Raw genomic sequence first — 25,794 nt, forward strand, 5'->3', positions numbered from 1 at the left:
GCGAATGTTCAGACCGTTATCGATTTTCATCGGCACGCGCTATACCCGCGCCAAGCGCCGCAACCGTTTTGTCTCGTTTATCTCGATGACCTCGATGATCGGCCTCGCCCTGGGCGTGTTGGCGATGATCGTGGTGCTCTCGGTGATGAACGGCTTCCAGCGCGAAATGAGCTCGCGCATTCTCGGCATGGTGCCCCACGCCACCATCGTGGGCGTGAACCCGATTGACGACTGGCAGCCGGTGGCCGCCGCAGCACTGAAGAACCCGCAAGTCACCGCGGCGGTGCCCTTCACACAGATGGACGGTATGTTCTCCTACAAGGGCGCGATGCAGCCGATCGAGATCAGCGGCGTCGACCCGGCCCAGGAAGGCAAGGTGTCGATCGTCGCCCAGCATATCGTGCGCGGCAAACTGGAAGACTTGAAACCCGGCGAATTCGGTGTGGTGATCGGCGACATCACCGCGCGTCGCTTTCGCCTGAACGTGGGCGACAAACTGACGTTGATCGTGCCGGAAGTCAGCACCGCGCCGGGGGGCATCACCCCGCGCATGCAGCGCTTGAACGTGGTGGGTATCTTCAAGGTGGGCGCCGAGCTGGACGGCTCCATGGCCTTGATCAACAGGGCCGACGCGGCTGAGATACAGCATTGGCAACCGAACCAGGTACAAAGCGTGCGGCTGGCGGTGACGGACCTGTACGCGGCGCCCAAGGTTTCGGCGGACATCGCTGCCAGCCTCGGCGCCGGGTATAAGGCGGATGACTGGACCCACACCCAGGGCAGCCTGTTCAGCGCGATGAAGATGGAAAAGACCATGATCGGCCTGTTGCTGCTGATGATCGTCGCCGTGGCCGCGTTCAACATCATCGCCACCTTGATCATGGTGGTGAACGACAAGGGCGCGGACATCGCGATCCTGCGCACCATCGGCGCCACGCCACGCCAGATCATGGCGATCTTCATGGTGCAGGGCACGGTGATCGGCGTGGTCGGCACCTTGATCGGCGGCGTGCTGGGCGTGATTGCGGCGCTGAACGTGAGTGAACTGGTGGGCTGGCTGGAGCGCGTGAGCGGGCAGCATATCTTCAGTTCGGATGTGTACTTCGTCAGCAACCTGCCGTCCGAGCTGCAGGGTGGGGATGTGTTGCTGATTTGCTCGGCGGGGTTTGTGCTGAGCTTTCTGGCGACGATTTACCCGGCGTATCGGGCGGCGAAGATCGAGCCGGCGCATGCGCTGAGATATTCGTAAGTATTGAGACCGCTATCGGGAGCAAGCCCCCTCCCACATGTTGACCTCATTCTTCCTGCAAATGAGGGCCACTGTGGGAGGGGGCTTGCCCCCGATAGGGCCGGCCCAGCCAACATCAATTCCCCTGAGGCAACTCGATCACAAACCGTGTCCATCCCACCTCGGATTCACAAAAGATCCGCCCCCCATGCGCCCGCACAATCGACTGGGTAATCGCCAACCCCAGCCCTGCATGTTCGCTGCTGCCTTCATGACGCGCCGGGTCGGCCCGGTAGAACCGGTCGAACAACCGCGGTAGCAACTCCGCTGGGATGCCTTCTCCGGTGTTCTCAACAGTGAGTGTCACGCCATCCACCATGCGTACCCGCACTTCGCCACCCGCTGGCGTAAATCGCAGCGCGTTATCGAGCAGGTTCGACAGCGCTCGACGCAACATACCGCGATCACCCATCGTATGGGCTGTGCCTTCTCGCACCAGGCTGACGTGGGCTTCTTCGGCCAGCAGCGCAAAAAACTCCAGCAAAGCCTCCACTTCATCGGCCAGCGCCAACGGCTCGCGCTTGGGCGTGAGCAAGCCGTGATCGGCCTTGGCCAGGTACAGCATGTCGTTCACCAACTGCGCCATCCGCTGCAATTCCTCCAGGTTGCTGTGCAGCGCTTCGCGGTAGTCCTCCAAGGGGCGCGGCTGGGTGAGGATGACCTGGGTCTGGGTCAGCAGGTTCGACAGCGGTGTGCGCAGTTCGTGGGCGATATCGGCGGAGAACGCCGAGAGACGCTGGAACGCGTCGTCCAACCGGCCCAGCATGGCATTGAAGGTCTGCGCCAGCTCCGCCAGTTCTGCCGGCATTTGCTGCTGCGGCAAGCGTTGCGTCAGAGAGTGCGCGGATACCCCGGCGGCGACTTCACCCATGCGCCGCAAGGGCCGCAATCCGCTGCGCGCCGCCCAGGCGCCGAGCAGTGCGGTGGCCAGGGCCGAGAGGCCGACGGTCAGCCAGATCAGGCGCTGCATGCGTTGCAGGAAATGCTGGTGGTGGGTGATGTCGAGTATCAGGGTCAATTGAGCTGAGCCGGGTTGGTCAGGGCTCAACGGCGCGTTATACACGCGATAGGCGGTGCCTGCGTTTTGCAGGCTATGCAGGCCGGGGGCATCGGGCAGCGCCATGCCCGGTGCATTGTCGAGCCAGCGCTGGCCGGCCGCGGTGATGCGCAAGGTGAGGTCGGGTTGATGGCTGAGGTCGGCGCGCAGTTGGGGTTCGCGCTGGGCGAAGGCCTGCGGCGAGTCGACACCCTGCAATGTACTGCGCAGCGCCACCAGCTTGCTGTCCAGTTGCTGCTGGTCCAGCTCGATGAAGTGCGCCTCACTGGCGTGGTTGAACAGCACGCCGGCCAGCAGCGAGACTACGGCGGTGCAGCCGGCAAACAGCAGCGCCAGGCGGCTGGCGAGGGACAGGCGCTGGATCACGTGAAACGCTCCTCCAGTACGTAGCCCATGCCGCGCACGGTGTGGATCAGCTTGTTGGGATAGGCATCGTCGACTTTCAGGCGCAGGCGGCGGATCGCGACTTCGATGATGTTGGTGTCGCTGTCGAAATTCATGTCCCAGACCTGCGAGGCGATCAACGACTTGGGCAGCACTTCACCTTGACGGCGCAGCAGCAGCTCCAGCAGGGAGAACTCCTTGGCGGTGAGATCGATACGCTGGCCGCTGCGTTCGACGCGGCGGCGGATCAGGTCCAGGCGCAGGTCGGCCATTTGCAGGTGGGTTTCCTGCGGCGCACTGCTGCCGCGCCGTAACAGGCTACGCACGCGGGCGAGCAGTTCGGAAAAGGCGAAGGGCTTGACCAGGTAATCGTCGGCGCCCAGTTCCAGGCCGTGCACGCGGTCCTCTACTGCGTCGCGCGCGGTCAGGAACAGCACCGGAATGTCCAGGCCGGCACTGCGCACCGCCTGCAGGATTTGCCAGCCATCGCGACCGGGCAGCATCACATCGAGGATCAACAGGTCATAGTCGCCGGTCAGCGCCAGGTGCTGCCCGCTGGTGCCGTCGGCCACGAGTTCCGTGGTAAAGCCCGCCTCGGCCAGGCCCTGGCGCAGATAATGGCCGGTCTTCGGTTGGTCTTCGACAATCAGCAGTTTCATTCAAGGCTCTTGGTAGTCGGGTACAGGACTATGTAGGCGCGAGCTTGCTCGCGAAAACGCCAACGATAACGTGGGCTGTCTGGCTTAACGTGTCGTGCTTAAACCCTTCGCGAGCAAGCTCGCTCCTACAAAAAAACATCGGGCTTTATACCGTGGGTTTCAGGGTATGGGCGCAACCTGACAAAGTTGTAATCTAGCAGTCAGTTGGCTGGCAGCGAGGCCATCTTAAAGTGCCATTCAAACGAGTCACCCATTTTGGAGCGTGAAAGATGGCGTTGCGTACACCTGTGTTCTTGGCCGGCTGCCTGTTGGCGCTGAGCTTCGATGCCATGGCCGATGCGGCTCACACCTATGCATTCGGCCAGCCGGCGGCGGCTGATAAAGCCACGCGCACGGTGGAAGTGGTGCTGCAGGACATTTCTTTTTCGCCCACGTCCCTGGACGTCAAGGCCGGTGAGACGGTGCGTTTTGTGCTGACCAATAAAGGTCGGTTGCTGCATGAGTTCAACCTCGGCGACGCGGCCATGCACGCCGCACACCAGAAGGAAATGCTGCAGATGCAGGCCAGCGGCATGCTCACGGCGACCGGTATGGGCGAAATGGACCACAGCAAGATGGACCATGGCGCCATGAAGCACGATGACCCGAACAGTGTGCTGGTCGAGCCCGGCAAAACCGCCGAGCTGACCTGGACGTTCTCCAAGGCCACCGGCCTTGAGTTCGCCTGCAACCTCCCTGGGCATTACCAGGCGGGCATGGTCGGCAAACTGACCGTTGAGTAAGGCGTTCCTTAAGGGCGGGAGCAAAGGCTGGTAGACTGGCGCGGTTTATTTAGCCAGGTTTCCGCCATGCATCCCGCAGCCGAACATTCGCCGCTGGGCAAGTCCAGTGAATACATCTCCACTTACACCCCTTCGTTGCTATTCCCGATCCCTCGCGCCGCCAAGTGGGCTGAGCTGGGCCTGTGCGCCGAGACCCTGCCTTACAAGGGTGTGGACTTCTGGAACTGCTTTGAACTGTCCTGGTTGCTGCCGTCCGGTAAGCCGGTGGTGGCCATCGGTGAATTCAGCATCCCCGCCGACTCGCCGAACATCATCGAGTCCAAGTCGTTCAAGCTGTACCTCAACTCGTTGAACCAGACAGCCTTTGCCGATACGCAGCGTCTGGAAGCGACCTTGCGCGAGGACCTCAGTGCGGCCGCCGGCAAGCCGGTCAGCGTGCGCATTCGCAGCCTGGCCGAGGTCGAGGCTGAAGGCGTGATGGCGTTGCCGGGCGTGTGCATCGATGAATTGGATATCAACGTCAGCAGCTACGAGCACCCGCGTCCGGAATTGTTGCGCTGTGACGATTCGCGCGTGGTGGAAGAGAGCGTGCACAGCCACCTGCTCAAATCCAACTGCCCGGTTACCAGCCAACCCGATTGGGGCAGTGTGGCGGTGGAATATCGCGGTGCGGCGCTGGATCACGCCAGCCTGTTGGAATACCTGGTGAGCTTTCGCCAGCACTCGGATTTCCATGAACAGTGCGTGGAACGCATCTTCCTGGACCTGCAGCGTTTGCTCAAACCTGAGAAATTGACCGTGTACGCGCGGTATGTGCGGCGGGGCGGGTTGGATATCAACCCGTATCGCAGTACCGAAGACGTGGCGTTCCAGAACGTACGCCTGGCGCGTCAGTAAGCCTGGATACAAAACCACATGTGGGAGGGGGCTTGCCCCCTCCCACATTTTGGATCGGTGCTTGGCGGCAGATCAGATGCCGATATTGCCCAGCGTGATCACGATATTGCGCAACGTTCCGGCAATGCCCGGATGGTCCAGTTCGAAGCCTTCCACCGCCCGGTTCACATCGTCGGCGATGCTGGGGGTCTGAGTGGCAGGTTCCAACTCAAGTTGCACGTCGAATTTGGCAATCAGCTCTTCAAGCGCTTCACGTTTTTCAGCGGGCAGCTCTGGATGATCTTCCAGCTGCTTGCGCACGATATCGGCCTGCTGTTGTAACTTCTCGCGATCAGGCATGACATTCTTTCCTTTTATCGATAGGCACTGGCATAGACCGCGGCACGCCGAGAAAGGTCTACGGGCTGGATTGTAGATTAATCCACAGCGGCCAAGCGTGCATGATCTCGATCAGGGCTTCTCGCCTTTGAGCCGGCGCAGGCGGATGTCGGCCAGGCAGGTGCCGAGTTCACCGAGGTGATCAATGACAGAGTGCACGCCCAATCCATAGAGTGCCACGGTGGCCTTCCCGCGTTTGTGCTCGCGTTCCTTATCGCTCAGTGCCTGCCACTGCTGCGGCGCCACCCCGCACAGCGAACCGCAGGAGGCGAGGCCAATGGTCCACAACCCCGCATTCAGACCCGCTTGCAAAAGGCGCGGTTCGCCGCTGACCAGCACACAGCCTTCCAGACGCGTGATGTTCAGCTCCATCAAGGCTTGCCAGCAGGCGTGGGGCGCCGGCCAGCGAATGGCGCAGGGCGAGGCGGCCTTGAGCCAGGCGGGCAGGGTGGCGGCCAGTGGCGTTGTGATGGAGGCGGGCAGCTCATCCAGCCAGGCGCAGGGCACGCCTTGCTCCTTCAGACTGCGCAGGATTTTCAGCGCCCCAGGCGTGGCCTGGGAGTCGGGAGAGGGTGCGTCGCTACGGGCCCGGGAACCGAAATCCACCAGGCAGCCACTCAGCCCAAACAACACGGCAGTCAACGCGGGGGCAGTAGCGACGGCTATCTCGGCATGTGGCATCTGAACGTCCCTGAAATAATTGCAACGCTATCGGGGCGGCATGACAGGTGCATGACATCGGCGGAATTTGTAGGAATTTTGTGCAAATCATGAAAGTCGTTTCCTTGCGACTGCCTAAATCGACACTTCCGTCATATACTGACGGCCTTATTCAGGGCATAGCGCCCATGACAGACCATCCAAGGAGCAAAAGCTATGCGCTGGAGCCAGTATTTCGCTCAGCTGTCGGTGTGTGCCACCGTCCTGTTGGCACCGTTCGCCGCCCAAGCAGCGACGGAAGACGACCCATGGGAAAGCGTCAACCGCCCGATCTTCACCTTCAACGACACCGTTGACACCTACGCGCTCAAGCCAATCGCCCAGGGCTATCAGTTCGTCACCCCGCAATTCGTGCAGGACGGCGTTCACAACTTCTTCCGCAACATCGGCGATGTCGGCAACCTGGCCAACAACGTCCTGCAGCTCAAACCGCACAATGCAGGCGTCGACACGGCCCGCCTGCTGGTCAACACCACGTTCGGCGTGCTGGGCTTCATTGATGTCGGCACCAAAATGGGGCTGCAGCGCAGCGACGAAGACTTCGGCCAAACCCTCGGCTACTGGGGCGTTGGCAGCGGTCCCTACGTGATGATCCCGCTGCTGGGCCCAAGCACCTTGCGTGATGCGCCGTCCAAGTACGTGGACAGCTACACCCAACCGTACCGCTACATGAACGATATCGGCTGGCGCAACAGCACCTTTGGCCTGAACATCGTCGATGTGCGTGCCAGCCTGCTCGACAGCGAGAAGCTGATCAGCGGCGACAAGTACACCTTTATCCGTAACGCCTATCTGCAGAACCGTGAATTCAAGGTCAAGGACGGCAAGGTCGTCGACGACTTTTAAGCTGTGACGTTTTGAAACGAAAAAGGCGACCTGTGCACGGTCGCCTTTTTTGTGGGCGCTGATCAGCGCATTTTCAGAATCCTGAGGCCCAGGTGCTGCTCGTCGCCCGCCGCCTTGGTCCACACCACCTCGGTATCGGCCTCGAGCCCCTTGAGTGCGGCGTGCTCTGAATCGATGCGCACGGTCAGCAAGTCGCCCACGCTGAACTGGCGCGGTGCCTGCACCTGCATGCCGGAGCTGGAAAGGTCCAGGCAGACCCCTGTAATCTCCTGCCCGGCGTGGATCAAGGACACATCGGCATCAACCCGCATGCGGATGAAATCGCGTTTTTCGGCGTAGTCGCGCTCGTGTTCGCTCACAGCATCCATCCTTACTTTGCGTTGTGGTGGTGAGCGTTCTTATAACTCCCGGTGATTTGCGGTGTAAAGACGTCCGGCGACCATCGGCATGAGCTTGAAACCCCTCACGGATGGGAGTACCGTCTGCGCCTTAGAAGGGCACCTCTGCTTTACCGTTGTGCATGGGCTAAATCCCAATGCTTTGTAGGACAGAGAGGCTAGAAAGCGAATCCAGTACGTGAGCCCGGCCATTGCCGAGCCGCCTACGCCAACCTAATTCTGGCGCCGTTTGCCCACATGCAAAAAACCAGTGCCACGCTGCTGATAATCGATGACGACGAAGTAGTGCGCGCGAGTCTCGCGGCCTATTTGGAAGACAGTGGCTTCAGCGTCCTGCAGGCCGGCAACGGCCAACAGGGTCTCCAGGTATTCGAGCGCGACAAGCCCGACCTTGTGATCTGCGACTTGCGCATGCCCCAAATGGGCGGCCTCGAGCTGATTCGCCAGGTGACCGAGCTCGCCCCGCAGACGCCGGTGATTGTCGTGTCCGGTGCCGGGGTCATGAATGACGCCGTTGAAGCCCTGCGCCTGGGCGCCGCCGATTACCTGATCAAACCCCTGGAAGACCTTGCGGTGCTGGAGCACTCGGTGCGCCGCGCCCTGGACCGTGCACGCCTGCTGGTCGAAAACCAGCGCTACCGCGAAAAGCTCGAAACCGCCAACCGCGAGCTCGAAGCCAGCCTGAACTTGCTCCAAGAGGATCAGAACGCCGGTCGCCAGGTGCAGATGAACATGCTGCCGGTCAGCCCTTGGACCATTGATGAGTTCAAGTTTGCCCACCAGATCATCCCGTCGTTGTACCTGTCGGGCGATTTTGTCGACTATTTCCGTGTGGATGAGCGGCGCGTGGCGTTCTACCTGGCCGACGTCTCTGGCCACGGTGCTTCCTCAGCTTTTGTTACCGTGTTGTTGAAATTCATGACAACGCGGTTATTGTTTGAATCCAAGCGCAACGGTACCTTGCCGGAGTTCACCCCCTCCGAGGTGCTGGGCCACATCAACCGGGGCCTGATCAGCTGCAAGCTGGGCAAGCACGTGACGATGGTGGGCGGCGTGATCGATGAAGAAACCGGTCTTTTGACCTACAGCATCGGCGGTCACCTGCCGATGCCGGTTTTATACACTCCTGACAGTGTGCGTTACCTGGAAGGGCGTGGCCTGCCGGTGGGCTTGTTCAATGAAGCCACCTACGAAGACCACATCCTGGAACTGCCGCCGACCTTCAGCCTGACGCTGATGTCCGACGGTATCCTGGACCTGCTTCCAGAGCCTACACTCAAAGAGAAAGAAGCCGCCTTGCCCCAAAAGGTCAAGTCGGCGGGCGGCAGCCTGGATGGTCTGCGGCAGGTTTTTGGATTGGCCACGCTAGGGGAGATGCCGGATGATATCGCCCTATTGGTGTTGAGCAGGAATCTTTGATGAGTACCGGAAGAATCCAATTCGCCGAGCAAGACGGGACCTTCGTCCTCAAGTTTGTCGGTGAAGTGCGCCTGACCTTGTGTTCGGCGCTGGATGCGACGATTGAGCGGATCTTCACAGCGCTGAACTTCTCGGCGATCGTGATCGATCTGACCGAAACCCGCAGCATCGATAGCACCACCCTGGGCCTGTTGGCCAAGTTGTCCATTCTGTCTCGGCAGAAGGTCGGCCTGCTGCCGACCGTCGTCACCACCCACGAAGACATCACCCGGCTGCTGCAGTCCATGGGTTTTGACCAGGTGTTCAACATCGTTGACCGCCCGATCCCCTGCCCGGAATGCCTGACCGACCTGCCTTCCCAGGATCAGTCCGAGGAAATCGTACGGGTCAAGGTGCTGGAAGCGCACAAGATCCTGATGGGCTTGAACGAGTCCAATCGCGAAGCCTTCCACGACCTCGTCAACGCCCTCGAACGCCACTGACCCCCACTTGAATGCAATCAAAATGTGGGAGGGGGCTTGCCCCCGATAGCGGTGTGTCAGTTATGAATAGCTGACTGACACTCTGCCATCGGGGGCAAGCCCCCTCCCACATTGACCTGCGACAGGCTTGAGACCGGCGCACACAAAAAAAGGGCGGCACCCGCGAAGGTGCCGCCCTTTTTGCCGACTAGGCTTTACAGCTTGGCCGACAACAACGCCTCCAGCTTCTCCTGGTCCCGAGCAAACTGACGAATCCCCTCCGCCAGCTTCTCAGTTGCCATCGCATCCTCGTTGGACTCCCAGCGGAACTGCGCTTCAGTCATGTGCACCCGCGCTTCACCGGCGTGGCCTGGCGACAACTTGCGCTCCAGCTTGCCTTCATCGGCCGCCAGCTTCTCCAGCAAATCCGGGCTGATGGTCAAGCGATCGCAACCCGCCAACTCCTCGATCTGGCTCAGGTTACGGAAGCTCGCACCCATCACTACAGTCTTATAGCCATTGGCCTTGTAGTAGTTGTAAATACGCGTTACCGACTGCACGCCCGGGTCATCGGAACCGGTGTAGTCGTTGCCGTTGGCCTTCTTGTACCAGTCGTAGATACGGCCCACGAACGGCGAGATCAGGAATACACCCGCTTCAGCACACGCCACGGCCTGAGCGAAGGAGAACAGCAGCGTCAGGTTGGTCTGGATGCCTTCTTTTTCCAGCTTTTCCGCGGCGCGGATCCCTTCCCAAGTGGAAGCGATCTTGATCAGCACACGATCACGGCTAACGCCGGCCTTGTCGTACAGGTCGATCAGACGATGCGCACGCTTGAGAATAGCGCCCTCGTCGAACGACAAGCGGGCATCCACTTCAGTGGAAATACGGCCCGGTACGACTTTAAGGATTTCCTGGCCTACCGCCACCGCGAAACGGTCACTGGCCAGGCCCACGTCGCCGTTGCAGTCCTGCACACATTCATCCAGCAGCTTGGCATAGCCTGCGATCGACGCAGCCTTGAGCAGCAGGGAAGGGTTGGTCGTAGCGTCTTGCGGCTTGAGCTTGGCGAGCGTGGAGAAATCGCCGGTATCGGCTACAACGGTGGTGAATTGCTTGAGTTGTTCCAGCTTGGAAGTCATGGGCGTGCTCTGTCCTGTGGGTCTGATGACATTACCCGAGCGCTGGCAGGCGCTCAAGGGCGCAAATGCGATAGGTCGTTTGCGAGGGCAATAACCTGAAAACAGCCGTTTGAATGGCGGCCGTACTGCTCAATAGGAGGGCAAAACCGCCGGCAGGTTCAACACAACTGCCCGATGACACGCAGATCAAACTGGGGAGCTGGCTTGCCTGCCATACCCCTGACACACACTGCACCAAATGGGGGAGGGGGCTTGCCCCTGATAGCAATGTGTCAGCCAATCCATAACCCACTGACCCCCGGCAAGCTACCCAGTCACCGCCCTTCCAACAACTCCCCAGCCTGGTCCAGCAACGCCAACGGATCCGCCGCCTTATGAATATCCACCGACAACAACTGCCTGAACCTGCGCGCCCCCCGGAAAACCAGTGCCTAACCCCAACACATGCCGCGTAATGTGATGCATCGTCCCACCACTGGCCAAATGCTCAGCAATATAAGGCCGCAATTGCGCCAACGCCTCAGCACGGCTAATCACCGGCGCCTCACTACCAAACAACCGCTGATCCACCTCCGCCAGCAGATACGGATTGTGATAAGCCTCCCGCCCCAGCATCACCCCGTCAAACGTCTGCAAGTGCTCCTGGCACTGCTCCAACGTCTTGATCCCACCGTTGAGAATAAACTCAAGCTCCGGGAAATCCTGCTTCAACTGCGCCGCCACGTCATAGCGCAACGGCGGAATGTCCCGATTCTCCTTCGGCGACAACCCCTCCAGAATCGCAATCCGCGCATGCACGGTAAAACTGGTGCAACCGGCGTCCCTCACCGTGCCGACGAAATCACACAACTCGGCATAACTGTCCCGCCCATTGATGCCGATACGATGCTTCACCGTCACCGGAATCGACACCGCATCGCGCATCGCCTTCACGCAATCGGCAACCAGGGCAGGGTGCGCCATGAGGATCGCGCCGATCATATTGTTCTGCACACGGTCGCTGGGGCAGCCGACGTTCAGATTCACTTCGTCGTAACCGGCCGCCTCGGCCATACGGGCGCACGCGGCCAGATCGGCGGGAACACTGCCGCCCAACTGCAGCGCCAAGGGGTGCTCGGCTTCGTTGTGACGCAGGAAGCGCTCGTGGTCGCCATGGAGGATCGCGCCAGTGGTGACCATCTCGGTGTAGAGCAGGGCGTGCTTGGAGAGCAGGCGCAGGAAGTACCGGCAGTGGCGGTCGGTCCAGTCCATCATGGGGGCAACGCTAAAGCGCCGAGACAGTGCGGGGCTTGATTCTGCTGGGCTAAAGCTTTGTTTATCTAGCATTTTTCTCAACGTGTTCTAGGCGTGTTTTCGGGCGTTTTCAGGCGTTTTTCAGGTCTCGGTGGTACGATGTACCACTTCAAAACTGACGCGTACCACTTTCAATATGGCGACTATCAGGGCAAGAAAACTGGCGGATGGGACTGTGAGCTACACGGCACAGATCCGCATCAAGCGCGACGGATTGCAAGTCTACCAAGAGAGCCAGACCTTCGCCCGAAAACAGGCCGCGCAGGCTTGGGCACGTAAGCGTGAGTCGGAGCTGGATGAGCCTGGTGCGATCGAGCGCGCAAACCGTAAGGGTGCCACGCTCAAAGAGATGACCGACCGCTACCTCGTCGAAGTTGAGAAAGCCAAGCCGCTGGGCAAAACCAAGCGCGGTACGCTCAATGCGATTGGCGAGACTTACCTTGGAAAGTTGACCGATACGGATATCAACACCCAGTGCCTGGTCGATTACGCACTCTGGCGGATGAGTGCGGAAGGCGGTGGTGTTCAGCCACAAACCGCCGGCAACGACCTGGCGCACCTCGGCGCTGTGCTGGCGATTGCCAAAGACGCATGGGGCTATCAAGTCGATCCGCTCGCCATGGGCGGTGCGCGGCGTGTGTTACGCAAGCTGGGCTACAACCTAAAAAGTCGTGAGCGTGACCGCCGGCCAACACTGGATGAGCTGGGAAGCGTGCTGACGCACTACCAGGCCATGCAGGCGAGGCGGCCGACCGTCATATGTATGCTGAAGGTTGTGGGCTTTGCCCTGTTCTCCACCCGCCGGCTCGATGAGATCACCCGGATTCGCTGGGCAGACCTCGACGAGGCCGGCCAGCGAGTGCTGGTGCGTGACATGAAAAATCCAGGGCAAAAGATCGGCAACGATGTTTGGTGTTACCTGCCGGACGAGGCGTGGCAGATCCTCCAGACAATGCCGAAGGCCGGCGAAGATATATTCCCCTATAGCCCTGAGTCGATCTCCACGTCCTGGACGAAAGCCTGCAAGTTTCTGGAAATCCAGGACCTGCACTTCCACGACCTTCGGCATGAAGGCATCAGCCGCCTGTTTGAAATGAGTTGGGACATCCCGCGTGTGGCGAGTGTTTCCGGCCATCGGGATTGGAATTCGATGCGGCGATACACCCACCTGCGGGGCAAGGGGGATCGCTATTTGGGATGGGAGTGGCACGACAAGATATTGAGGGCGCCCGTCCAACTGGGCGCCGCGTCAATGAAATGGCTCAAACGACGTGTTTTAACCCGTTGAGCTGGTTGTGCTCTTTAACCGCTGCGGCGCGTTGCAGGTCGAGGTAAGCCGCCAGGTCGGTGAGGTGGACGCCCTTCGCCGACTTCTGACTCGGCTCCAGTCGCGTGATGGGCAACTTGATCTGACCACTCATTACCTTGCGCTGGAACATGTCCGGCGTGAGGTGGGTGAAATAATCCCGGCACACCAGCTCCAGCGAGATAATCGCCTGACCATCATATTGGGCCATCAGGATAAAGGCTGTGTTCATGGTGACTCCCTCACATCCAAAAGGCTTGATTAATGAATGCCGGCTGAGCCCTGTTTTTCATAGACTTCACGCCATCATCCTGTATCTCGCAAACGAAGCGATGCCGCTTCCGGTTCAGCGCAGTAAGGGCCTCCGTCAGGCCGGGCACGACGTCGGCGCAGTGCTCGTAGGCGTGAGGGCCGCTCCAGCTATCAGTTCTCATCACCTGGCAATCTGTTCGGGTCGCATCCGCGCACAGGTAAAACAGCAGGAAAACAGTCATACCGCCTCCAAAATATTGACCGGCTCCCAGGCCGACTCGCAGAGTCCATAGGCGCTCGCGCAGGCCGTGCTGTCCGAGCTCGTCGATAGAAGGTCATACTGGATTCCGCCTCGGGCCGTCTTGGACCATTCAACTGCCTGGCGGATACTGGCAATCTCCATCACCTCCAGGGCAGTCATGTCGGAAATTGAGCCTTTCGGATGTTTGGCGTTGGAGCCAGCAAAGAACGTTGCCGCGCCGCGTTTACTTGCCTGCTGGACAATCCGCTCCCAATGGTCGATACGGTCAATCACCTCGGGGAAGCGCAAGGCGATTTCTCGCAGTTCGTCCTTCCTGCAGTTGATGCAGGGCATGCATCCGACGCGCCCCATGCCTTGGGAATAAAGCGGGTTCGGTTTGACGCCCATGTAACGATGAGCTTCGAACACAGCGGGGATATTCCACTTCAAGATCGGTCGATAATTAAACAGACCGCCGCCTACTTCGTCACATTCGGGCAAATATCGCCTGTTGATCGATTCGTCAGCACGTACACCCTGCCAGCTCATGATCATGTCGCCGACACCCATCAAGGGCATGACTACCTGTTCAAGCATCGGGTCTCGCTTCAGCTCCATAGTGCAGAACTGGGCCTTGCGGCTGGGGAATCTCCCTTTCCAAATGCACAGGTCGAGGAATGGATTGCCAGTGGGCTGTAGGACGGCCAGAGCTGCCAGGACCACCTCCTCGGAGATACCTTGTTCTCGCCACTTTGTTTCGATGAATCGGCGTTTACCTTCGATGCGCCGGCTGAAGTCGGCCTTGACTCGGGTTATTGGTATGCCGGTACGTTGTTCCAGGTAGTCCAGATACAAGTAGGTCTGGTCATGTTCGTTGCCGGTATCGGCAAAAACGGCCTGAAGATTCTCAGTTTCCAGTGCAATGGCTACCAATAGGGTGGCCGTGCTGTCCTTGCCACCGCTTACGCTGACAATATTCTGAGTATTCATTGTTGCTGCTCCAGCTGGGCTACGCTCAGCGCAATTGCCACCGGCTGCACCCAAACTGAAACGTTGCTGAGCATGAACGTCTCCCCCGCCTCCGAAAGCAGCAGCGTCATGCCGAACACGTCCGCCATCGCCCTTGCCGCCGCGCGCGGCACAGCATTACCAATCCGCTCCCGGTGGTGGCCGTCGTTGATACCGTCAAGCCGAAAGACCCCGGCCTGTTCAATCTTGCGAACCCGCTGCATACGCTCAATCTCCTGAGCGGTCTGCGGATCTGCCGACCAGTAATCTTCCGGATCAAACAGCGATTGCAGCGCGGCCAGCTCCAGGGTGGTGAACGGTCGGTGCCAGGTGTCGTCGAGGCTGGTGATCATGCAGGTCAGTCGGTCGTTGGGCGCCGGCATACGCTGATCGGCAACCGACCAGCGGCCGTTGTCGTGGCAGGCACTGGCGGACACGGCACCTGCCGGCGTGTTGTAGTCGACGACTCCGTAATGCCCACCGGTCAGGTAGGCATCGCCCTTGGTACGCGACATGCCTGGGCGCGGATCTGCGATCGATAAAGCCCCGCTGGCAACCTGCTGTGAGCCGGTCACGGTCTTGGCGCTCTCGCACCAGGGCGTGATGCGCAGCTTTTGAGTGCTGGCTCTCGGGTGCCAGTTTTTGAAGGCGGGATCTGCCACGGCAAAAGCGCCTTGACCGGTGGTGCTGCCGGCAATGACGGTGCCGGCTGGCTTGCTGTAGTCGGTGACCAGGTACTTGCCGAACCCCTTGGACGGTTGCCGAGGATCTGCAACTGCCTGCCCGCCGGAGCTGGGGCCGTGGCCTGCGGTAACCGTGCCGGCGGCTTGGTCATTGCGTACCACGCGGAATACATTATTGTGGCGCTCGCCGCCCATGCGCGGGTCAGCAACGCTAAATGTCCCTTGTCCTGGGCTGCGCTGGCCGGTGACCACACCGCAGTGGCGGTCAAAGGGCAACACTCCGTACTGGGTGTATTCGAATTTGCTAGTCGGGCGCGGATCTGCCACGGAAAACTTGCCGTTCATGGGCCGGCTCGCACCTGCAACCACGCCGGCTGTATCGTCCCAATCGACAACCCCGAGCACGCCGTTGTGGTATTCCGGCACGATCACGAAGTCACGAAGATGACCGTCCTCGATCGCAAACCGACTCAGGCTGCGCCAGTCCTTCCCGGCCTCAACCAGGGCCAGGCGCACCCAGGTTTTCCACTGCAACGCCGGCACCCGGTGCATCGGCCCTGCCTGATCAATATCGCCGGCCAGCGGCATGCGACTCAGCACGTCACCGACAGCGCGCAGGCTGCGCTTTTCAGGTTCATACAAAAATGCGGGGACCTGCTCGACGTGCCTGGCCACCAGCAAGAAACGCTTGCGACTCTGTGCCAGCCCACCGATTTCGCCACAGTCGTGTGTAGTTTCCGCCACCGCGTAGCCGTAATGGCGGAGCAGCTTGGTGATCTGGTCCAGCAGGTAGCGGCCACGGGTTGCCAGGCGCGGCACGTTTTCGAACACGATCAGCTTCACCGGTTTGTGCTTCCAGGCTTCGCACATCAGCCACACACACCGCAACGTCAGTTCGTTGAGCGCCCGGTATTTGGGAGTTTGGCTCATTGTCTCGGAAAGCAGGCCCGATGCGCCTTTGCAGGGGCTGCTTATGAACACCGCGTCCGGGTCTTCGTTGCCGGCAGCGCGGCGCAGATCCTCGGCGGTGGCCTCGCTCCAGCCGGCTGGTGGCTGCTGGCCGTGAAACGCTGTGTATTGTTCGCGTGTGAACAGGTCCATCAGCGTGCCAGGCACACCGGTCATCATCTGGAAGTCGCGCAAGCCGGCGGGGTCGACGTCGACGCCGCCCAGGCAGCGCCATTCAGCTTGGACGGGGCCCAGGACTGGTTTGGAGTCGCTGAAGCCAGCAGCGCCGCTGCCGAGTCCGCAGCAGAGGTGGAAGTGGGTAAGGGTGCGCTTAATCATTACCAGACCCTCCCGGCGGCGATACATCCATCGCAAAAGCCAACAGGCCAATCGCTGCAGGTTGGACATTCTTGCTCGGTCGCGTCTTCCGATAGTGCTTCGTCTCCCGGAAACCCCGGAAAGTCATCGTTGGTGTCGAGTTCGGCGTAAGCAAACACCCTCCAATGGATACCGCGACGAAGGTAGTGGCCGAGCATCCAGTGGATGACAGCGGCTTGCTCATCTTCACTACGCTCCGCAATACAGTGCCCCTTCTGCCGCAGTAGCTGGGCTGTATTGGCTAATTTGGTGTGAGGAATACCAAGGATGTAGCGCAGGTCAGCGGTCAGTTCCAATGGTGCCGATACGGGTGTCACTGGCTCGAAAGAGTTAAAAGTGCGGGTGTCGCTCGAGTTTTGATTTGAACGCATGGTGCTTCTCCTTTCAGGCGGTGGGGGAGTTGCAGCTCCCCGTGTCTCGCCTGTGTTGGGTATCAGTGTGCGTATCGACGCGGTTTGTTTTGTTTGGCCGCTTCACGCTCTGCCATGTATGCAGCCCACTCCGCCGTTTTGGTCTGCTGGCGGATACGGCTACAGAGCTGGTGTTTGCGGGTGGAGCGGGCATTGCCGCAGATGTCGCAACGGCTGGGCAGGTCAAGCCGATGGCTTGCCATAGCTGGGCGCTCGCGTTCAGGGCTGGCGTGCTCAGGCATTTGCCACCTCAATTGCCTTCAATTTTGCGAGGCGCGCGGTCTCGTATTCGCTGGCCAGGATCTCTATTGCACCGTCGATCCACCCGCTTGTTGGCTGGCCCGCCGCGACCAGGGAGTCGTGCTCGGCTTTGTTGATTTGAAAGCCCAGGTGGAAATAAGCGACTCCGTTGAGTTCAAACTTGATACCGCCACACATCCACAGGTTGCCGGTATTAATGCCAAGCCGATCCCAATAGTCGCTTCCGCTCAGCCGTCCTGGGCAATGCTCATTCCACTGAGCGATAAGGCGCTCGTGTTCCGCTCGAATCGCTGCTCGATCCTCCTTTGAAATGCCTTTGCCAGGCTTCGCAGCCGCACGCAGTGAGCGATAGCCGTGGTCATCAGGACGACACCAGTGCACATCCAGTTCTGCGCCGCCGCTGAGTTTCACGCCGCCGGCGTAGTTGGAGTCAACGTCGCGCATCGGGGCGACCTTGCCGCCGAACATCGAGCCGAGAACGGCCAGTTTGGCTAGGAAAATCTCCTTCTGAACATAGAAGTCGCGGACAATCGAAACGGCCGTGGGCTCGTTGGATTTGTAGAAGAAGTCAGCCATGATCACTGTCCTCCCATAAGCATGCGCGTCAGCGCATTGGGCTGGTCCGCAGGCGTCAATTTACTCAGCGGCTGTGTTGTGGTTCTGCCATTTGCACTGCGCAGTGTCGCGATGTCGTCAGTGATTGCCTCGATTACGGCTTTGCGAGCGCTGAAACGGTAGTTTCGACCACCTCCACTGATGGCGACGTAACTGACCTCGTCGCCGACGGCGAGCTGTGTTGTGGTAGCCTCTGCGGTGCCGCCTTGGGGTTGATTCACTTGCATGGTGCTTCTCCTTTGGGTGGTCGGTGTCGAGGGGTTGCAGCCCCTCGGCACCACCTTCTTACTGGCTTTCGCCGGTTGGGTTTTGCTGCCGCACCAAGTGCAGCAGCAGGTTTTCAAATTCAACAACGTCATCTGTTGCCGACTGCCATTCCAGCACTGCCTGGATCTGATCCCGGCTGCACTCCAACACCAGAATTTCTTTGTCGCTCACCGCACGAACCTCAAGGATTGCGACCAGGCCAGTTGGGTCGTAGGCTTCGGCGTGAACAATTTTCCCGGACTCGTTAAACCAGTCCTTCAGCTCTTTCAGGTGTCGAAGACGGTTGGTTTCGCCCTGTTGGCCGTCACCGGTGATGACTTGTACGTGCATGGTGCTTCTCCTTTGGGTGGTGTCAGATGTTGCAGCGCCTGGCGGGTAGGGCAGGTGATATGTCAGGCCTGGAAGTGCCAGCACTTCACGATGGGTTGCTTCGTGATAACGGCGTTGGTTTTGCTGGCCTGGTGAGCCCGTACCGCGCTGTCGGTCGCCTTGTTGACGTCGAGCAGCTTCCGCGAGCGGGAGTCCTTCAAGCGCTCGCGCAGCTCGCTGACATCAGCGATTTTTTGCCGGTTTTCTGCTGCGCATTTCACGAAGTCGTTGAGGTTGATGGCGATGATGTGGTCTTTCTTGCTGTGGTTGACCACTGGGCCTTCGGCGTCCAGGCCTTCCAGGTATTCGTAAACCTCCCAGAATTCAGCCACCACCGGATGGTCGGAACTGATCGAGGCCTGGCGCTCAATTGCCATGCGGATGATCTGCGAGCGGGTGTGCTCGACCTGGGCGTCGGTGAGGGGCACCACCATGCACAGACAGTCCAGCAGGGCGAGCATTTGGGCGTGGTTCTTGTTGATCCGCTCCACTCGGATGTAGCCGCGCAGCTTGTTGCCGCAATGGCTACATTCGCTGTGCTCGTCTTTGAACGGGGTGTCGCAGGCAAAGCAGTGGGAGTGCAAATTGCGCAACTTCGCCTCGTAGCCAGCTATCCGCTGGCCGAACAGCTCCATCACCTCCAGCTCTTTACGTACCGCCTGCAACACAAAGTTGCTGAGTCTCGAACCTTCCAGCGCATTGAGCCGATCTGCCGCCGCACGGCTTTCAGCGGTGACGTTCGGACGCACAAAGTGCAGTTTGACGATCCGGGTCATGATCGCTTCTGATGCCACAACAGGGGCGTTCTGGCTGATGGCGATGGTGCCGCGAAACGGTGGCTCGTAGGTTTCGTTACCGGCGGTTTTCACACCCTTGGTCGCCAGGGTGCCGCCGCCGTAGTAATCCTTGAGTTCGTCCCATTCGAAGGTTTTGGCATGGGCCTTGTCGTCGCCGCTGCGGTCTGATTCCAGCAGCACAATGGGCATGCCGGATACTTGGCCCATCAAGCGGCTGCGGCCGGCCTTTGTGGATTTGGACGGGTCGAACCCTTCGTATCCGTCGCGCCCCGCGAGTTTCCATAGCAGCGTGAGCAACGTGGTCTTGCCGGCGCCGGCCTCGCCAGTGGCCTCAAGGAAAGGAAACGACTGGTACCGGCCGCGGATCTGTTCGGCGAACAGCGAGCCAAACCAGAACGTCAACGCCACGATGCCCTGGGCACCGAAGCACTGCCACAGAAGCCCAAGCCACTGGTCATCGTATTTTTTGCCATCCTTCTCCAGATCGATCTTCACACCCTTTTGTAGAGTCTTGAGCTTCAACTTGCCCATCTCAAAAAACTCTTCCTCATTGATGTGAATTACCTGGCCTTCGCGGATGGCGACGTCGTTGAATACGTAGCAGTGGTATTCCTTGCTGTAGCCCACGTAGTCGATGGTCTGAACGGTCTTGATGCCGAAAAGTTGGTCTTTCATGAGTTTGTCCAATTGCTGTCCACTGCCGGTGAACACGGCTCCAGCACCCATGCCGAGAAGTCTTTTCTTGAATTCGCTGGCAGCGGCGACCTGACCACCCGTGAACGTGTTTTTCACTGAACCGCCGTCGTGCGGAAAGTCGACGCGGAAGAAGTACCAGGACTCGTCGGTAATCTCGTTGCGCTGGAAATAGAGGGCTTTGGGGTAGCAGTTGGCGATCTCGACGACGCAGCCGGCGACGTTCAGCGCCTTCTCCCGAAGCTGCTTTTCATTGAGTGTCTGGGCTTCGTGGCCATCGCTCTTTTCGAGGGCCTGCTTGGCGCTGTTGTATTTCGCCAAGTCCAATTTCCACCAGTACAGGCGGGAGTCGAAACAGAAGTGGAATTCCTCCCGTTCACGCCACTGGTACATGAGCAATGCCTTGTCGCTGGCACTTTCTGCGATCAGCAGGGCGCCCTGGTGGCGGGCTTCTTTCAAGTCCTTTTCGATGCGATCAGCGCGGACTTTTTCATCGTCGATAAATGCCCAGCGTTGATGCAGATCGTTCCAATCAACCTTGCGGGCGTCAGGCTGTGACACCTGAGCAGCCTCGCAAATAAAACCGAGTTCGCGGGCACGGTTGACCCACATACGGGTGTACTTGTGAGCGCCTGGCTCGTTATCCAGAGCCCAAACCAGCTTGGGAGTTTTACCGCCGCGAGCGGTGATCAGGTCCTTGAGTGATTCCTCTGGAAAGGCGTTTGAGGACAGCGCCGCAACCGCAGAGATACCGTTTTGAATGAGCGCTATGGCGTCGAAGATGCCTTCAACGATCCACAGCTCAGTTACTTCCAGCAGATCCACGCACGGCGGGCACCACCAGTGCCCCCTGTAGCTCTTGAGGGGTTGGAAGCGGGCCTTCTTCTTACCGAACCGTGACGGCTGGTCAATCAAGCGCTCCCAGTACCCGCCGTGTTCCAGGGGGAAGCGCACGGTGGCAGAGCCAATATTTAGGTCGCGATCAAAGTAGCTTTCCTGGGTGTACCAGCCCTCTATCAGCTCAACGCGGAAACCTCGGGCAAACGTCAGGTACGCTTTTGCGCTGGCGGCAGGCTCGTCACGGGTAGCCGGTGCGCGCTTGCTCCAGTCGTCGAACAGGTCTGGGTAAAGCTCTTTGGTGGGAGCCATGAAGCGGCAATTTTTCTCGCGGCCACAGCGGATGAACCAGGGTTCATCGTGGCGCGAAAACAAACGTTTCTGATTGCACTGCGGGCAGGTGCCCTTACGCATGTAATGCGTGCCTTTCATGTGCTGAAGGCCGTAATCAGATTCCAGGCGCTGAAGCACGTCAGCGCGGATCTTGTCTTCCATGGGCTTGCGAATCACTGCACATGCTCCGCAGCCGTAACAACGAGCTGTTTTTTCAGCTCGCTGCGCGTCCTGCAGATGCCTGCCAGGTAGGGCAAGTCCTCAAGAACCTTGGGCGCCCGCTGACCGCTCGGCACATTCCGGTAGCGGTCGGAGTACCAAATATCAGCCATCGTGACTTCGTACTGGCTGGTCAACCACAACAGATAGTGCTGCGCCTGTAGTTCGTCCAGCTCCAGTTTTATGGTGATTTTGCTCATTTCGGCCACCAGTAAGTTGCAAATTTCCCCTACCCACGCGGTGCGGGCATCAAACAGGGAGGGTTTTGGATTAGTGCGGGAGGTTGCGCGTCAGCAGCAGGCGTGTAGGAAGCAGGCGTGCTGAAATTGGGTGTCGCTGTTGGGTGCAGTTGTCGAGCAGCCAGATCACCGGACGGAACGGGCCGCTGGTGGGGTAGATGCCCAGCCAGGCAATACGCTTGCACGTCATGCTTTCGAACTCAGCCACCGCCAGCTCAGCAATGCGTTGCACCAGGTGCGTGGGCACCTCAAGCGACAGGGTCAAGTACCTGGTGCAGTTCTCTAAGAGCTGGCTGTCGCCAGCAAGATGCTCACAACGGTGGCGGTATAGATACGCCACGGCTGCTTGCTGCATCGCGGCTCGGTAGTCGGTAGCGGGGTTGGTAGTCAGGGCGACGGTGTTCATACAGTTGCGGCCTCCATATCCAGTTGGTCCAACAGATCGGGTTGATCGTTTTTTGCCGTGAGGTTTTGTCGAGCAAGCAGGCGCACTTTGGTGGGCGCCATGGGCAAAACGGTGAGGGGACGCTCGATGCCTGACGGGCTGAGCTGGTATTCCCAAACCAAGGAACCGGAGAACGTGGCGCCGCATAGCAGGTTGGTGCATTCCGAGTACATCGATCGGAAGCAAGGCGTTTGTCCTTCGGAGGTACGAATGCGCATCGAACTGCTGCAGCAGGGGCAAACCAGTTTGTACGTACTCACTAAACGGCTCCCTGGCTGTAAAGCTGGATGGTTGCGAACACTTCGGCGTAACGGGCTGACATGTACGTGATCAGGGCGGCGACAATCGCGTCGGCTTCACGTTTTTCGATAACCCCGTCATCCAGTGCCGCAGCCATGATCTGATCAACCTTGCCCCGTTGAGCCGAAGCTTTGAGCGAGCGGCTGTACAGCTCGACGTTGTCCAAGGTCTCCGGGAGGCTCAGCGGCACGAACATGCCGCCATACATAGAGGCGATGTAGTCGGCAAGGTAGGTAGTGCCGGCGACTTGCTCCAGGCGGTGAATGTGTTCGTCCGTCAGTGGGCGACTGCCCGCGTTCTCGTAGGCTTGGTTGTCGAACTTCTTAAGCGGCATGCCGAGGTCGGCCGAGGCGTACATCCGACCGCCAGGGTAGGCGCCGATGACGGCCATAACGACGCTCTTTCTGCTGTCTAGAACTGGGCGTTTCATCTTCTGGTTTCCCCTTGGAGCCAGAGGCCCTAATTTGCAATCTCGCCGTCTTTGATGCCGAGCAGTACGGCAGCGCGATGAGCTTCACCGCGCAGGCACTTTTTCTGTCCGTTCAAAACCGCGTAGACCGTCGATGGGTTGAATTCATGTTCTTCGGCCCAGTCTTTGGCTGAGATCCCGAGACGTGCGAGACGATCACGGGCCTCTTGGCATGCTTGCTCGATGGGGGATGCGTTCGGCATAGTCTCGTTTCGTGTGGTTTCGTGTGATGACAGGGGGAGAATATTCAACAAGCGTTGAATAGTCAACTCCATAAGGGGTCGTTTTGTTGAATATCGGTGAAAGGCTGAGGGAGGAGCGTGTCCGCTTGGGATTCAATCAAGCCGACTTCGCCGCATTGGCAGGCGTCGCCAAGACATCTCAGTTCAACTATGAAAAGGGCGAGCGAAGCCCTGACGCGGCTTATCTAGCAGCAGTTGCCAGTAAAGGCGTGGACGTTCTTTATGTCGTTACTGGCGAGCGGCTTTCGGTAGGAGAGGGGACTCTGTCAGCCGGTGAGCTGGAGATGGTCGAGGTCGTTCGCTCGTTGGATGAAGAAGACAAAGGTGCAGTCAAACGCTTGCTGCAAGCGTTCAATCAAAAGAAGTAGGGACCATGGGATGATTCAAGGAATGAAGTTTCTCGTAATCGCAGCAGCTTTGATGACGGGAATTAACTGTGCTGCGGATGTGAAGGTACACACTGTTTCCAGCTCCGACTTCGGTGACGCCTGGCCGTTTACAGTCGAAAGCGTTGATCTGATGTGCGACGGGCCATCGCCTAAAGCGCTAGCGCGGACGGCTGACGGGACTGTCTACGCCCTTAACGGGAGCGCCCGCAGAATCGCGAATGACCGAGGGTGGGCGGATGGGTTTGATATTACAAAACCCAGCTCTACGATGCCTTCTGTGAAGATGGACTACAGCGATATCGTTCAAATCGCGCAGGACCTTTGCTCCACCCCCTGACCTTTTTTCCGAAAGGCGTGTGCCAAACTGATTAAGCGGGGAGGGACAGTTGAAAATTACGCGACCTCCAGGTGCTTTTGTTGGCGCCTAGGTTGGTGCCGGGCACCCGGTTGTGTTGAAAGGAGTAACACATGTCGGTGCGTAAAGAGGTCCAGTCAAACCAGTCGGAAAACGTTGAGTTCACGGAGCTGACTCAGCTTGAAAGAATGGTGCTTCAATTGTTCAGACGACTGGATCATCAACAGCAGAAGGATATCGTGCGTTTCATTAACGTGCTGTTGAAAAAGTAAAAGGAAGCCCGGCATTGCCGGGCTTCTCATTCATCAAGCTTTCGTGGACTGCATCCTTGCCCACTCCCGATCTACTGCCCGCTTCGCTGTCTTCTCACTGGCGTACAACCATCGCAACCGCCTCGGCTTCGACTGATCCCCTGCTGTAACCGTTTTTTCCTTCCCGGTTTTCTGGTCGCGGTAGTAGGCGATGATGCCCGTGTAATCGCCCTTGTTTTCTTCCGCCAGGTCTTCGACGTTGTCTTCTGGCAACTTGCTTTCCAGTTCCAGGCTGACGGTGTAGCCGCCATCCGGGCTCAGGCTGTGCTGCACGTTGCCGCCGTACCAAATGATCTCGTCGATTTCCTCCTTAACCCCCTGGAGCGTGTAAGTCAGTTCGGGGATCAGGTCCGGCCGGCCCATTGCCAGGGTATAGCTGAGGGTGGCGCTACCACGTTGCAGTCGGCGGAACTCCGCGCGGGCGGCACGCAGTGCTGACTGCTGATCGCTGTAGGTGTGGCGCAGGTCCTTGAGATTCTCGCCACCGCCGGCAATCGCTTCCTGTTTCTTGGCACTGTGCACGTCGTAGAAATACGCGCGCACGCCGTCGTAGCTGTCCCGGTCAGCCTGCAGGTAACGGTGCTGGTCGCCGTCTGCGCGGGTGAGCGTGATGTGGGGTAGGGGAAGCCCACTGGCTGTCTTTCCACCGCCTGCAGGGATGCATAGCAGGCACCCGGCCTTCACGCTGGCTACCGCGTCGAACTCTTCGCCCAGGCGGGTGATCAGGTTGGCGTCCGATTCGTTGGCCTGGTCAAGCTGGAGGATCGGCAGCGCACCGAGCGCGCCGGCAACCGTTGAGGTCAAGTTGTTTCCCATGGCGATATCGCCGATGACCTTGCCCAGCGTGGTATTGCTCCAGCTACGTTCGCGCTTGGTCTTCAGCCCTTTGCGCAGGTCTGCCGATCGAGCGCGGATGCTGAGCACATCCGGCGCGCCGCTGTGCTCCGTCTCGTCGACGGTGTAAGTGCCCTTGTCCACCAAGCCTGTGTCGCTCCAGCCCAACCACAAGCGAAGTACCGCGCCTTTGGGCGGAATGGACAAAAGCCCGTCGTGGTCGCTCAGCGTGATCGTGAGCTGGTCAGCCTCAACGCCACGGTTATCGGTTAGATCCAGGCTCATCAGCCGCGGGCTCACCTTCATGGCGATATCGTTGCCATCGACCGTGAGGCGGAATGCCGGAACAGGATAGGCAGCGTCCCGAACGAAGCGTTCCGCCGTATCCACAAGGTAACCCGTGACTTTGGACAGCGCGGCCTCTATCACAGCAACCCCCGCAGAACGCTGAGCCCGGTGCTTGTAGCAGCGCCGAGAAGGTCGATACGGTCATCATCGGTACGCTTCAGCGTAAGGGTGAACTCGATACGGCGCGGCGTGCCGTCTCTGAAGAAGACAGTTTTAGTCTCGCTCAGGCTTTCTATCACCCACAGCCCGTATATCCGGCCGGTACCTTCAACCATCGGCCAGGCCTTGCCGGTGTTCGCCATCAACCGCAGAGCGTCCAGACTGAGAACACTGCCTGCCAATTCCGGGAGGATGATGCCGGGGAGGGTGATGGTGTCCTCGCCACGGCCAACAAACTGCAGCGCAGGGGATGTGCCGACGCGGCTGTTGCTGGCATGGCGCCAATTTGTTTGGCGCTGCAGCTCCTGGTAAGCGAGGGTCGATAGGCTGAACACGAACATGCCGAGGCTGAGCATCATGGC

General features: G+C 59.3%; 32 protein-coding genes and 1 pseudogene. 10 read left to right on the top strand and 23 right to left on the bottom strand.

Annotated elements, in window-relative coordinates; genetic code table 11:
• Positions 1 to 4: 4 nt before the first annotated feature.
• Positions 5 to 1,249 carry a lipoprotein-releasing ABC transporter permease subunit gene (locus QF045_RS10320; protein ID WP_306492104.1) on the top strand — a complete coding sequence of 415 codons (1,245 nt, stop codon included), beginning with the start codon at positions 5 to 7 and terminating at the stop codon, positions 1,247 to 1,249.
• Positions 1,250 to 1,364: 115 nt separating this feature from the next.
• Here QF045_RS10320 and QF045_RS10325 read toward each other — a convergent pair whose 3' ends face one another.
• Positions 1,365 to 2,711 (bottom strand): heavy metal sensor histidine kinase, encoded by a 1,347-nt coding sequence (locus QF045_RS10325; RefSeq protein ID WP_306492105.1) that lies wholly within the window; start codon positions 2,709 to 2,711, stop codon positions 1,365 to 1,367.
• A complete protein-coding gene (locus tag QF045_RS10330; protein ID WP_306492106.1) occupies positions 2,708 to 3,388 on the bottom strand; it encodes a heavy metal response regulator transcription factor in 681 nt (226 codons plus the stop codon). The genes QF045_RS10325 and QF045_RS10330 overlap by 4 nt, the downstream gene beginning before the upstream one ends.
• Positions 3,389 to 3,657: 269 nt before the next feature.
• On the opposite strand from QF045_RS10330, the gene QF045_RS10335 reads away from it, so the two are divergent.
• On the top strand, positions 3,658 to 4,170 hold the full coding sequence (locus QF045_RS10335) for a cupredoxin family protein (protein ID WP_306492107.1): 513 nt from the start codon (positions 3,658 to 3,660) through the stop codon (positions 4,168 to 4,170).
• Between the two features lie 66 nt (positions 4,171 to 4,236).
• The gene (gene queF / locus QF045_RS10340; protein WP_306492108.1) at positions 4,237 to 5,067 is read left to right on the top strand and encodes an NADPH-dependent 7-cyano-7-deazaguanine reductase QueF; all 831 of its coding nucleotides are present in this window, start codon (positions 4,237 to 4,239) and stop codon (positions 5,065 to 5,067) included.
• 72 nt (positions 5,068 to 5,139) lie between these two features.
• On the opposite strand, the gene QF045_RS10345 is transcribed toward queF, so the two are convergent.
• Both QF045_RS10345 and QF045_RS10350 read right to left on the bottom strand, forming a co-directional pair.
• The gene (locus QF045_RS10345; protein ID WP_306492109.1) at positions 5,140 to 5,406 is read right to left on the bottom strand and encodes a DUF4404 family protein; all 267 of its coding nucleotides are present in this window, start codon (positions 5,404 to 5,406) and stop codon (positions 5,140 to 5,142) included.
• Positions 5,407 to 5,517: 111 nt separating this feature from the next.
• A complete protein-coding gene (locus QF045_RS10350; RefSeq protein WP_306492110.1) occupies positions 5,518 to 6,126 on the bottom strand; it encodes an HAD family phosphatase in 609 nt (202 codons plus the stop codon).
• A gap of 195 nt (positions 6,127 to 6,321) precedes the next feature.
• On the opposite strand from QF045_RS10350, the gene QF045_RS10355 reads away from it, so the two are divergent.
• On the top strand, positions 6,322 to 7,011 hold the full coding sequence (locus QF045_RS10355; protein ID WP_306492111.1) for a VacJ family lipoprotein: 690 nt from the start codon (positions 6,322 to 6,324) through the stop codon (positions 7,009 to 7,011).
• Between the two features lie 62 nt (positions 7,012 to 7,073).
• On the opposite strand, the gene QF045_RS10360 is transcribed toward QF045_RS10355, so the two are convergent.
• A complete protein-coding gene (locus tag QF045_RS10360; protein ID WP_306492112.1) occupies positions 7,074 to 7,370 on the bottom strand; it encodes a PilZ domain-containing protein in 297 nt (98 codons plus the stop codon).
• 276 nt (positions 7,371 to 7,646) lie between these two features.
• Between QF045_RS10360 and rssB the strand changes: the two genes are divergently transcribed.
• Both rssB and rssC read left to right on the top strand, forming a co-directional pair.
• Positions 7,647 to 8,828, top strand: coding sequence for a two-component system response regulator RssB (gene rssB, locus QF045_RS10365; protein ID WP_060753168.1), 1,182 nt, complete (start codon positions 7,647 to 7,649; stop codon positions 8,826 to 8,828).
• On the top strand, positions 8,828 to 9,310 hold the full coding sequence (gene rssC, locus QF045_RS10370; protein WP_010212025.1) for an anti-sigma factor antagonist RssC: 483 nt from the start codon (positions 8,828 to 8,830) through the stop codon (positions 9,308 to 9,310). Before rssB ends, rssC begins: the two co-directional genes overlap by 1 nt.
• A 194-nt stretch (positions 9,311 to 9,504) precedes the next feature.
• Here rssC and tal read toward each other — a convergent pair whose 3' ends face one another.
• Both tal and dusA read right to left on the bottom strand, forming a co-directional pair.
• On the bottom strand, positions 9,505 to 10,431 hold the full coding sequence (gene tal / locus QF045_RS10375; RefSeq protein ID WP_306492113.1) for a transaldolase: 927 nt from the start codon (positions 10,429 to 10,431) through the stop codon (positions 9,505 to 9,507).
• 314 nt (positions 10,432 to 10,745) lie between these two features.
• A pseudogene (gene dusA / locus QF045_RS10380) lies at positions 10,746 to 11,757 on the bottom strand (tRNA dihydrouridine(20/20a) synthase DusA).
• A gap of 103 nt (positions 11,758 to 11,860) precedes the next feature.
• Between dusA and QF045_RS10385 the strand changes: the two are divergent.
• Positions 11,861 to 13,012: a site-specific integrase gene (locus QF045_RS10385; protein WP_306492114.1), complete on the top strand. Its 1,152-nt coding sequence runs from the start codon at positions 11,861 to 11,863 to the stop codon at positions 13,010 to 13,012.
• Here QF045_RS10385 and QF045_RS10390 read toward each other — a convergent pair.
• The 14 genes from QF045_RS10390 to QF045_RS10460 form a co-directional block, all read right to left on the bottom strand.
• Entirely contained in the window at positions 12,987 to 13,262 is a 276-nt protein-coding gene (locus tag QF045_RS10390) for a pyocin activator PrtN family protein (protein ID WP_306492115.1), read from the bottom strand. The genes QF045_RS10385 and QF045_RS10390 overlap by 26 nt on opposite strands.
• A gap of 10 nt (positions 13,263 to 13,272) precedes the next feature.
• A complete protein-coding gene (locus QF045_RS10395; protein ID WP_306492116.1) occupies positions 13,273 to 13,524 on the bottom strand; it encodes a hypothetical protein in 252 nt (83 codons plus the stop codon).
• Positions 13,521 to 14,513 (bottom strand): phosphoadenosine phosphosulfate reductase family protein, encoded by a 993-nt coding sequence (locus tag QF045_RS10400; protein WP_306492117.1) that lies wholly within the window; start codon positions 14,511 to 14,513, stop codon positions 13,521 to 13,523. The genes QF045_RS10395 and QF045_RS10400 overlap by 4 nt, the downstream gene beginning before the upstream one ends.
• Positions 14,510 to 16,501, bottom strand: coding sequence for a DNA cytosine methyltransferase (locus QF045_RS10405; RefSeq protein ID WP_306492118.1), 1,992 nt, complete (start codon positions 16,499 to 16,501; stop codon positions 14,510 to 14,512). Before QF045_RS10405 ends, QF045_RS10400 begins: the two co-directional genes overlap by 4 nt.
• The gene (locus QF045_RS10410) at positions 16,501 to 16,911 is read right to left on the bottom strand and encodes a hypothetical protein (protein WP_306492119.1); all 411 of its coding nucleotides are present in this window, start codon (positions 16,909 to 16,911) and stop codon (positions 16,501 to 16,503) included. Before QF045_RS10410 ends, QF045_RS10405 begins: the two co-directional genes overlap by 1 nt.
• 273 nt (positions 16,912 to 17,184) lie before the next feature.
• Positions 17,185 to 17,787, bottom strand: a complete 603-nt coding sequence (locus QF045_RS10420; protein WP_306492120.1) for a hypothetical protein — start codon at positions 17,785 to 17,787, stop codon at positions 17,185 to 17,187.
• 2 nt (positions 17,788 to 17,789) lie between these two features.
• The gene (locus QF045_RS10425) at positions 17,790 to 18,053 is read right to left on the bottom strand and encodes a hypothetical protein (RefSeq protein WP_306492121.1); all 264 of its coding nucleotides are present in this window, start codon (positions 18,051 to 18,053) and stop codon (positions 17,790 to 17,792) included.
• Positions 18,054 to 18,111: 58 nt separating this feature from the next.
• The gene (locus QF045_RS10430; RefSeq protein WP_306492122.1) at positions 18,112 to 18,423 is read right to left on the bottom strand and encodes a hypothetical protein; all 312 of its coding nucleotides are present in this window, start codon (positions 18,421 to 18,423) and stop codon (positions 18,112 to 18,114) included.
• 62 nt (positions 18,424 to 18,485) lie between these two features.
• Positions 18,486 to 21,284, bottom strand: a complete 2,799-nt coding sequence (locus tag QF045_RS10435; RefSeq protein WP_306494877.1) for a toprim domain-containing protein — start codon at positions 21,282 to 21,284, stop codon at positions 18,486 to 18,488.
• Between the two features lie 11 nt (positions 21,285 to 21,295).
• Positions 21,296 to 21,541 carry a hypothetical protein gene (locus QF045_RS10440; protein ID WP_306492123.1) on the bottom strand — a complete coding sequence of 82 codons (246 nt, stop codon included), beginning with the start codon at positions 21,539 to 21,541 and terminating at the stop codon, positions 21,296 to 21,298.
• 70 nt (positions 21,542 to 21,611) lie between these two features.
• Positions 21,612 to 21,986 (bottom strand): hypothetical protein, encoded by a 375-nt coding sequence (locus tag QF045_RS10445; RefSeq protein ID WP_057704572.1) that lies wholly within the window; start codon positions 21,984 to 21,986, stop codon positions 21,612 to 21,614.
• Complete coding sequence (locus tag QF045_RS10450; protein WP_306492124.1) at positions 21,983 to 22,285, bottom strand: ogr/Delta-like zinc finger family protein; 303 nt, start codon at positions 22,283 to 22,285, stop codon at positions 21,983 to 21,985. The genes QF045_RS10445 and QF045_RS10450 overlap by 4 nt, the downstream gene beginning before the upstream one ends.
• Positions 22,285 to 22,755, bottom strand: coding sequence for a YmfL family putative regulatory protein (locus tag QF045_RS10455; protein WP_306492125.1), 471 nt, complete (start codon positions 22,753 to 22,755; stop codon positions 22,285 to 22,287). The genes QF045_RS10450 and QF045_RS10455 overlap by 1 nt, the downstream gene beginning before the upstream one ends.
• Before the next feature lie 29 nt (positions 22,756 to 22,784).
• Positions 22,785 to 22,997, bottom strand: coding sequence for a DNA-binding protein (locus tag QF045_RS10460; RefSeq protein ID WP_124435134.1), 213 nt, complete (start codon positions 22,995 to 22,997; stop codon positions 22,785 to 22,787).
• A gap of 86 nt (positions 22,998 to 23,083) precedes the next feature.
• On the opposite strand from QF045_RS10460, the gene QF045_RS10465 reads away from it, so the two are divergent.
• The 3 genes from QF045_RS10465 to QF045_RS10470 all read left to right on the top strand — a co-directional run bounded on the left by QF045_RS10465 (position 23,084) and on the right by QF045_RS10470 (position 24,052).
• Positions 23,084 to 23,404 carry a helix-turn-helix domain-containing protein gene (locus tag QF045_RS10465; protein ID WP_306492126.1) on the top strand — a complete coding sequence of 107 codons (321 nt, stop codon included), beginning with the start codon at positions 23,084 to 23,086 and terminating at the stop codon, positions 23,402 to 23,404.
• Between the two features lie 52 nt (positions 23,405 to 23,456).
• On the top strand, positions 23,457 to 23,762 hold the full coding sequence (locus QF045_RS27715) for a DUF2511 domain-containing protein (RefSeq protein ID WP_373424478.1): 306 nt from the start codon (positions 23,457 to 23,459) through the stop codon (positions 23,760 to 23,762).
• Positions 23,763 to 23,893: 131 nt separating this feature from the next.
• The gene (locus QF045_RS10470; protein WP_306492127.1) at positions 23,894 to 24,052 is read left to right on the top strand and encodes a hypothetical protein; all 159 of its coding nucleotides are present in this window, start codon (positions 23,894 to 23,896) and stop codon (positions 24,050 to 24,052) included.
• A 33-nt stretch (positions 24,053 to 24,085) separates the two neighbouring features.
• Here QF045_RS10470 and QF045_RS10475 read toward each other — a convergent pair whose 3' ends face one another.
• Entirely contained in the window at positions 24,086 to 25,354 is a 1,269-nt protein-coding gene (locus tag QF045_RS10475) for a phage late control D family protein (RefSeq protein ID WP_306492128.1), read from the bottom strand.
• Positions 25,351 to 25,791: a phage tail protein gene (locus QF045_RS10480; RefSeq protein WP_306492129.1), complete on the bottom strand. Its 441-nt coding sequence runs from the start codon at positions 25,789 to 25,791 to the stop codon at positions 25,351 to 25,353. The genes QF045_RS10475 and QF045_RS10480 overlap by 4 nt, the downstream gene beginning before the upstream one ends.
• Positions 25,792 to 25,794: the final 3 nt, after the last annotated feature.

Origin of the sequence: Pseudomonas sp. W4I3, from assembly GCF_030816195.1 — a bacterium.
Lineage (GTDB): Bacteria > Pseudomonadota > Gammaproteobacteria > Pseudomonadales > Pseudomonadaceae > Aquipseudomonas.

What these genes read in the sequence shown, in the direction of transcription:
- QF045_RS10320 (WP_306492104.1), top strand. Translation starts at nt 5, where the DNA reads ATGTTCAGACCGTTATCGATTTTCATCGGCACGCGCTATACCCGCGCC.
- QF045_RS10330 (WP_306492106.1), bottom strand. Translation starts at nt 3,388, where the DNA reads ATGAAACTGCTGATTGTCGAAGACCAACCGAAGACCGGCCATTATCTG.
- QF045_RS10335 (WP_306492107.1), top strand. Translation starts at nt 3,658, where the DNA reads ATGGCGTTGCGTACACCTGTGTTCTTGGCCGGCTGCCTGTTGGCGCTG.
- queF (WP_306492108.1), top strand. Translation starts at nt 4,237, where the DNA reads ATGCATCCCGCAGCCGAACATTCGCCGCTGGGCAAGTCCAGTGAATAC.
- QF045_RS10345 (WP_306492109.1), bottom strand. Translation starts at nt 5,406, where the DNA reads ATGCCTGATCGCGAGAAGTTACAACAGCAGGCCGATATCGTGCGCAAG.
- QF045_RS10350 (WP_306492110.1), bottom strand. Translation starts at nt 6,126, where the DNA reads ATGCCACATGCCGAGATAGCCGTCGCTACTGCCCCCGCGTTGACTGCC.
- QF045_RS10355 (WP_306492111.1), top strand. Translation starts at nt 6,322, where the DNA reads ATGCGCTGGAGCCAGTATTTCGCTCAGCTGTCGGTGTGTGCCACCGTC.
- rssB (WP_060753168.1), top strand. Translation starts at nt 7,647, where the DNA reads ATGCAAAAAACCAGTGCCACGCTGCTGATAATCGATGACGACGAAGTA.
- rssC (WP_010212025.1), top strand. Translation starts at nt 8,828, where the DNA reads ATGAGTACCGGAAGAATCCAATTCGCCGAGCAAGACGGGACCTTCGTC.
- tal (WP_306492113.1), bottom strand. Translation starts at nt 10,431, where the DNA reads ATGACTTCCAAGCTGGAACAACTCAAGCAATTCACCACCGTTGTAGCC.
- QF045_RS10385 (WP_306492114.1), top strand. Translation starts at nt 11,861, where the DNA reads ATGGCGACTATCAGGGCAAGAAAACTGGCGGATGGGACTGTGAGCTAC.
- QF045_RS10390 (WP_306492115.1), bottom strand. Translation starts at nt 13,262, where the DNA reads ATGAACACAGCCTTTATCCTGATGGCCCAATATGATGGTCAGGCGATT.
- QF045_RS10395 (WP_306492116.1), bottom strand. Translation starts at nt 13,524, where the DNA reads ATGACTGTTTTCCTGCTGTTTTACCTGTGCGCGGATGCGACCCGAACA.
- QF045_RS10400 (WP_306492117.1), bottom strand. Translation starts at nt 14,513, where the DNA reads ATGAATACTCAGAATATTGTCAGCGTAAGCGGTGGCAAGGACAGCACG.
- QF045_RS10405 (WP_306492118.1), bottom strand. Translation starts at nt 16,501, where the DNA reads ATGATTAAGCGCACCCTTACCCACTTCCACCTCTGCTGCGGACTCGGC.
- QF045_RS10410 (WP_306492119.1), bottom strand. Translation starts at nt 16,911, where the DNA reads ATGCGTTCAAATCAAAACTCGAGCGACACCCGCACTTTTAACTCTTTC.
- QF045_RS10420 (WP_306492120.1), bottom strand. Translation starts at nt 17,787, where the DNA reads ATGGCTGACTTCTTCTACAAATCCAACGAGCCCACGGCCGTTTCGATT.
- QF045_RS10425 (WP_306492121.1), bottom strand. Translation starts at nt 18,053, where the DNA reads ATGCAAGTGAATCAACCCCAAGGCGGCACCGCAGAGGCTACCACAACA.
- QF045_RS10430 (WP_306492122.1), bottom strand. Translation starts at nt 18,423, where the DNA reads ATGCACGTACAAGTCATCACCGGTGACGGCCAACAGGGCGAAACCAAC.
- QF045_RS10435 (WP_306494877.1), bottom strand. Translation starts at nt 21,284, where the DNA reads ATGGAAGACAAGATCCGCGCTGACGTGCTTCAGCGCCTGGAATCTGAT.
- QF045_RS10440 (WP_306492123.1), bottom strand. Translation starts at nt 21,541, where the DNA reads ATGAGCAAAATCACCATAAAACTGGAGCTGGACGAACTACAGGCGCAG.
- QF045_RS10445 (WP_057704572.1), bottom strand. Translation starts at nt 21,986, where the DNA reads ATGAACACCGTCGCCCTGACTACCAACCCCGCTACCGACTACCGAGCC.
- QF045_RS10455 (WP_306492125.1), bottom strand. Translation starts at nt 22,755, where the DNA reads ATGAAACGCCCAGTTCTAGACAGCAGAAAGAGCGTCGTTATGGCCGTC.
- QF045_RS10460 (WP_124435134.1), bottom strand. Translation starts at nt 22,997, where the DNA reads ATGCCGAACGCATCCCCCATCGAGCAAGCATGCCAAGAGGCCCGTGAT.
- QF045_RS27715 (WP_373424478.1), top strand. Translation starts at nt 23,457, where the DNA reads ATGACGGGAATTAACTGTGCTGCGGATGTGAAGGTACACACTGTTTCC.
- QF045_RS10470 (WP_306492127.1), top strand. Translation starts at nt 23,894, where the DNA reads ATGTCGGTGCGTAAAGAGGTCCAGTCAAACCAGTCGGAAAACGTTGAG.
- QF045_RS10480 (WP_306492129.1), bottom strand. Translation starts at nt 25,791, where the DNA reads ATGATGCTCAGCCTCGGCATGTTCGTGTTCAGCCTATCGACCCTCGCT.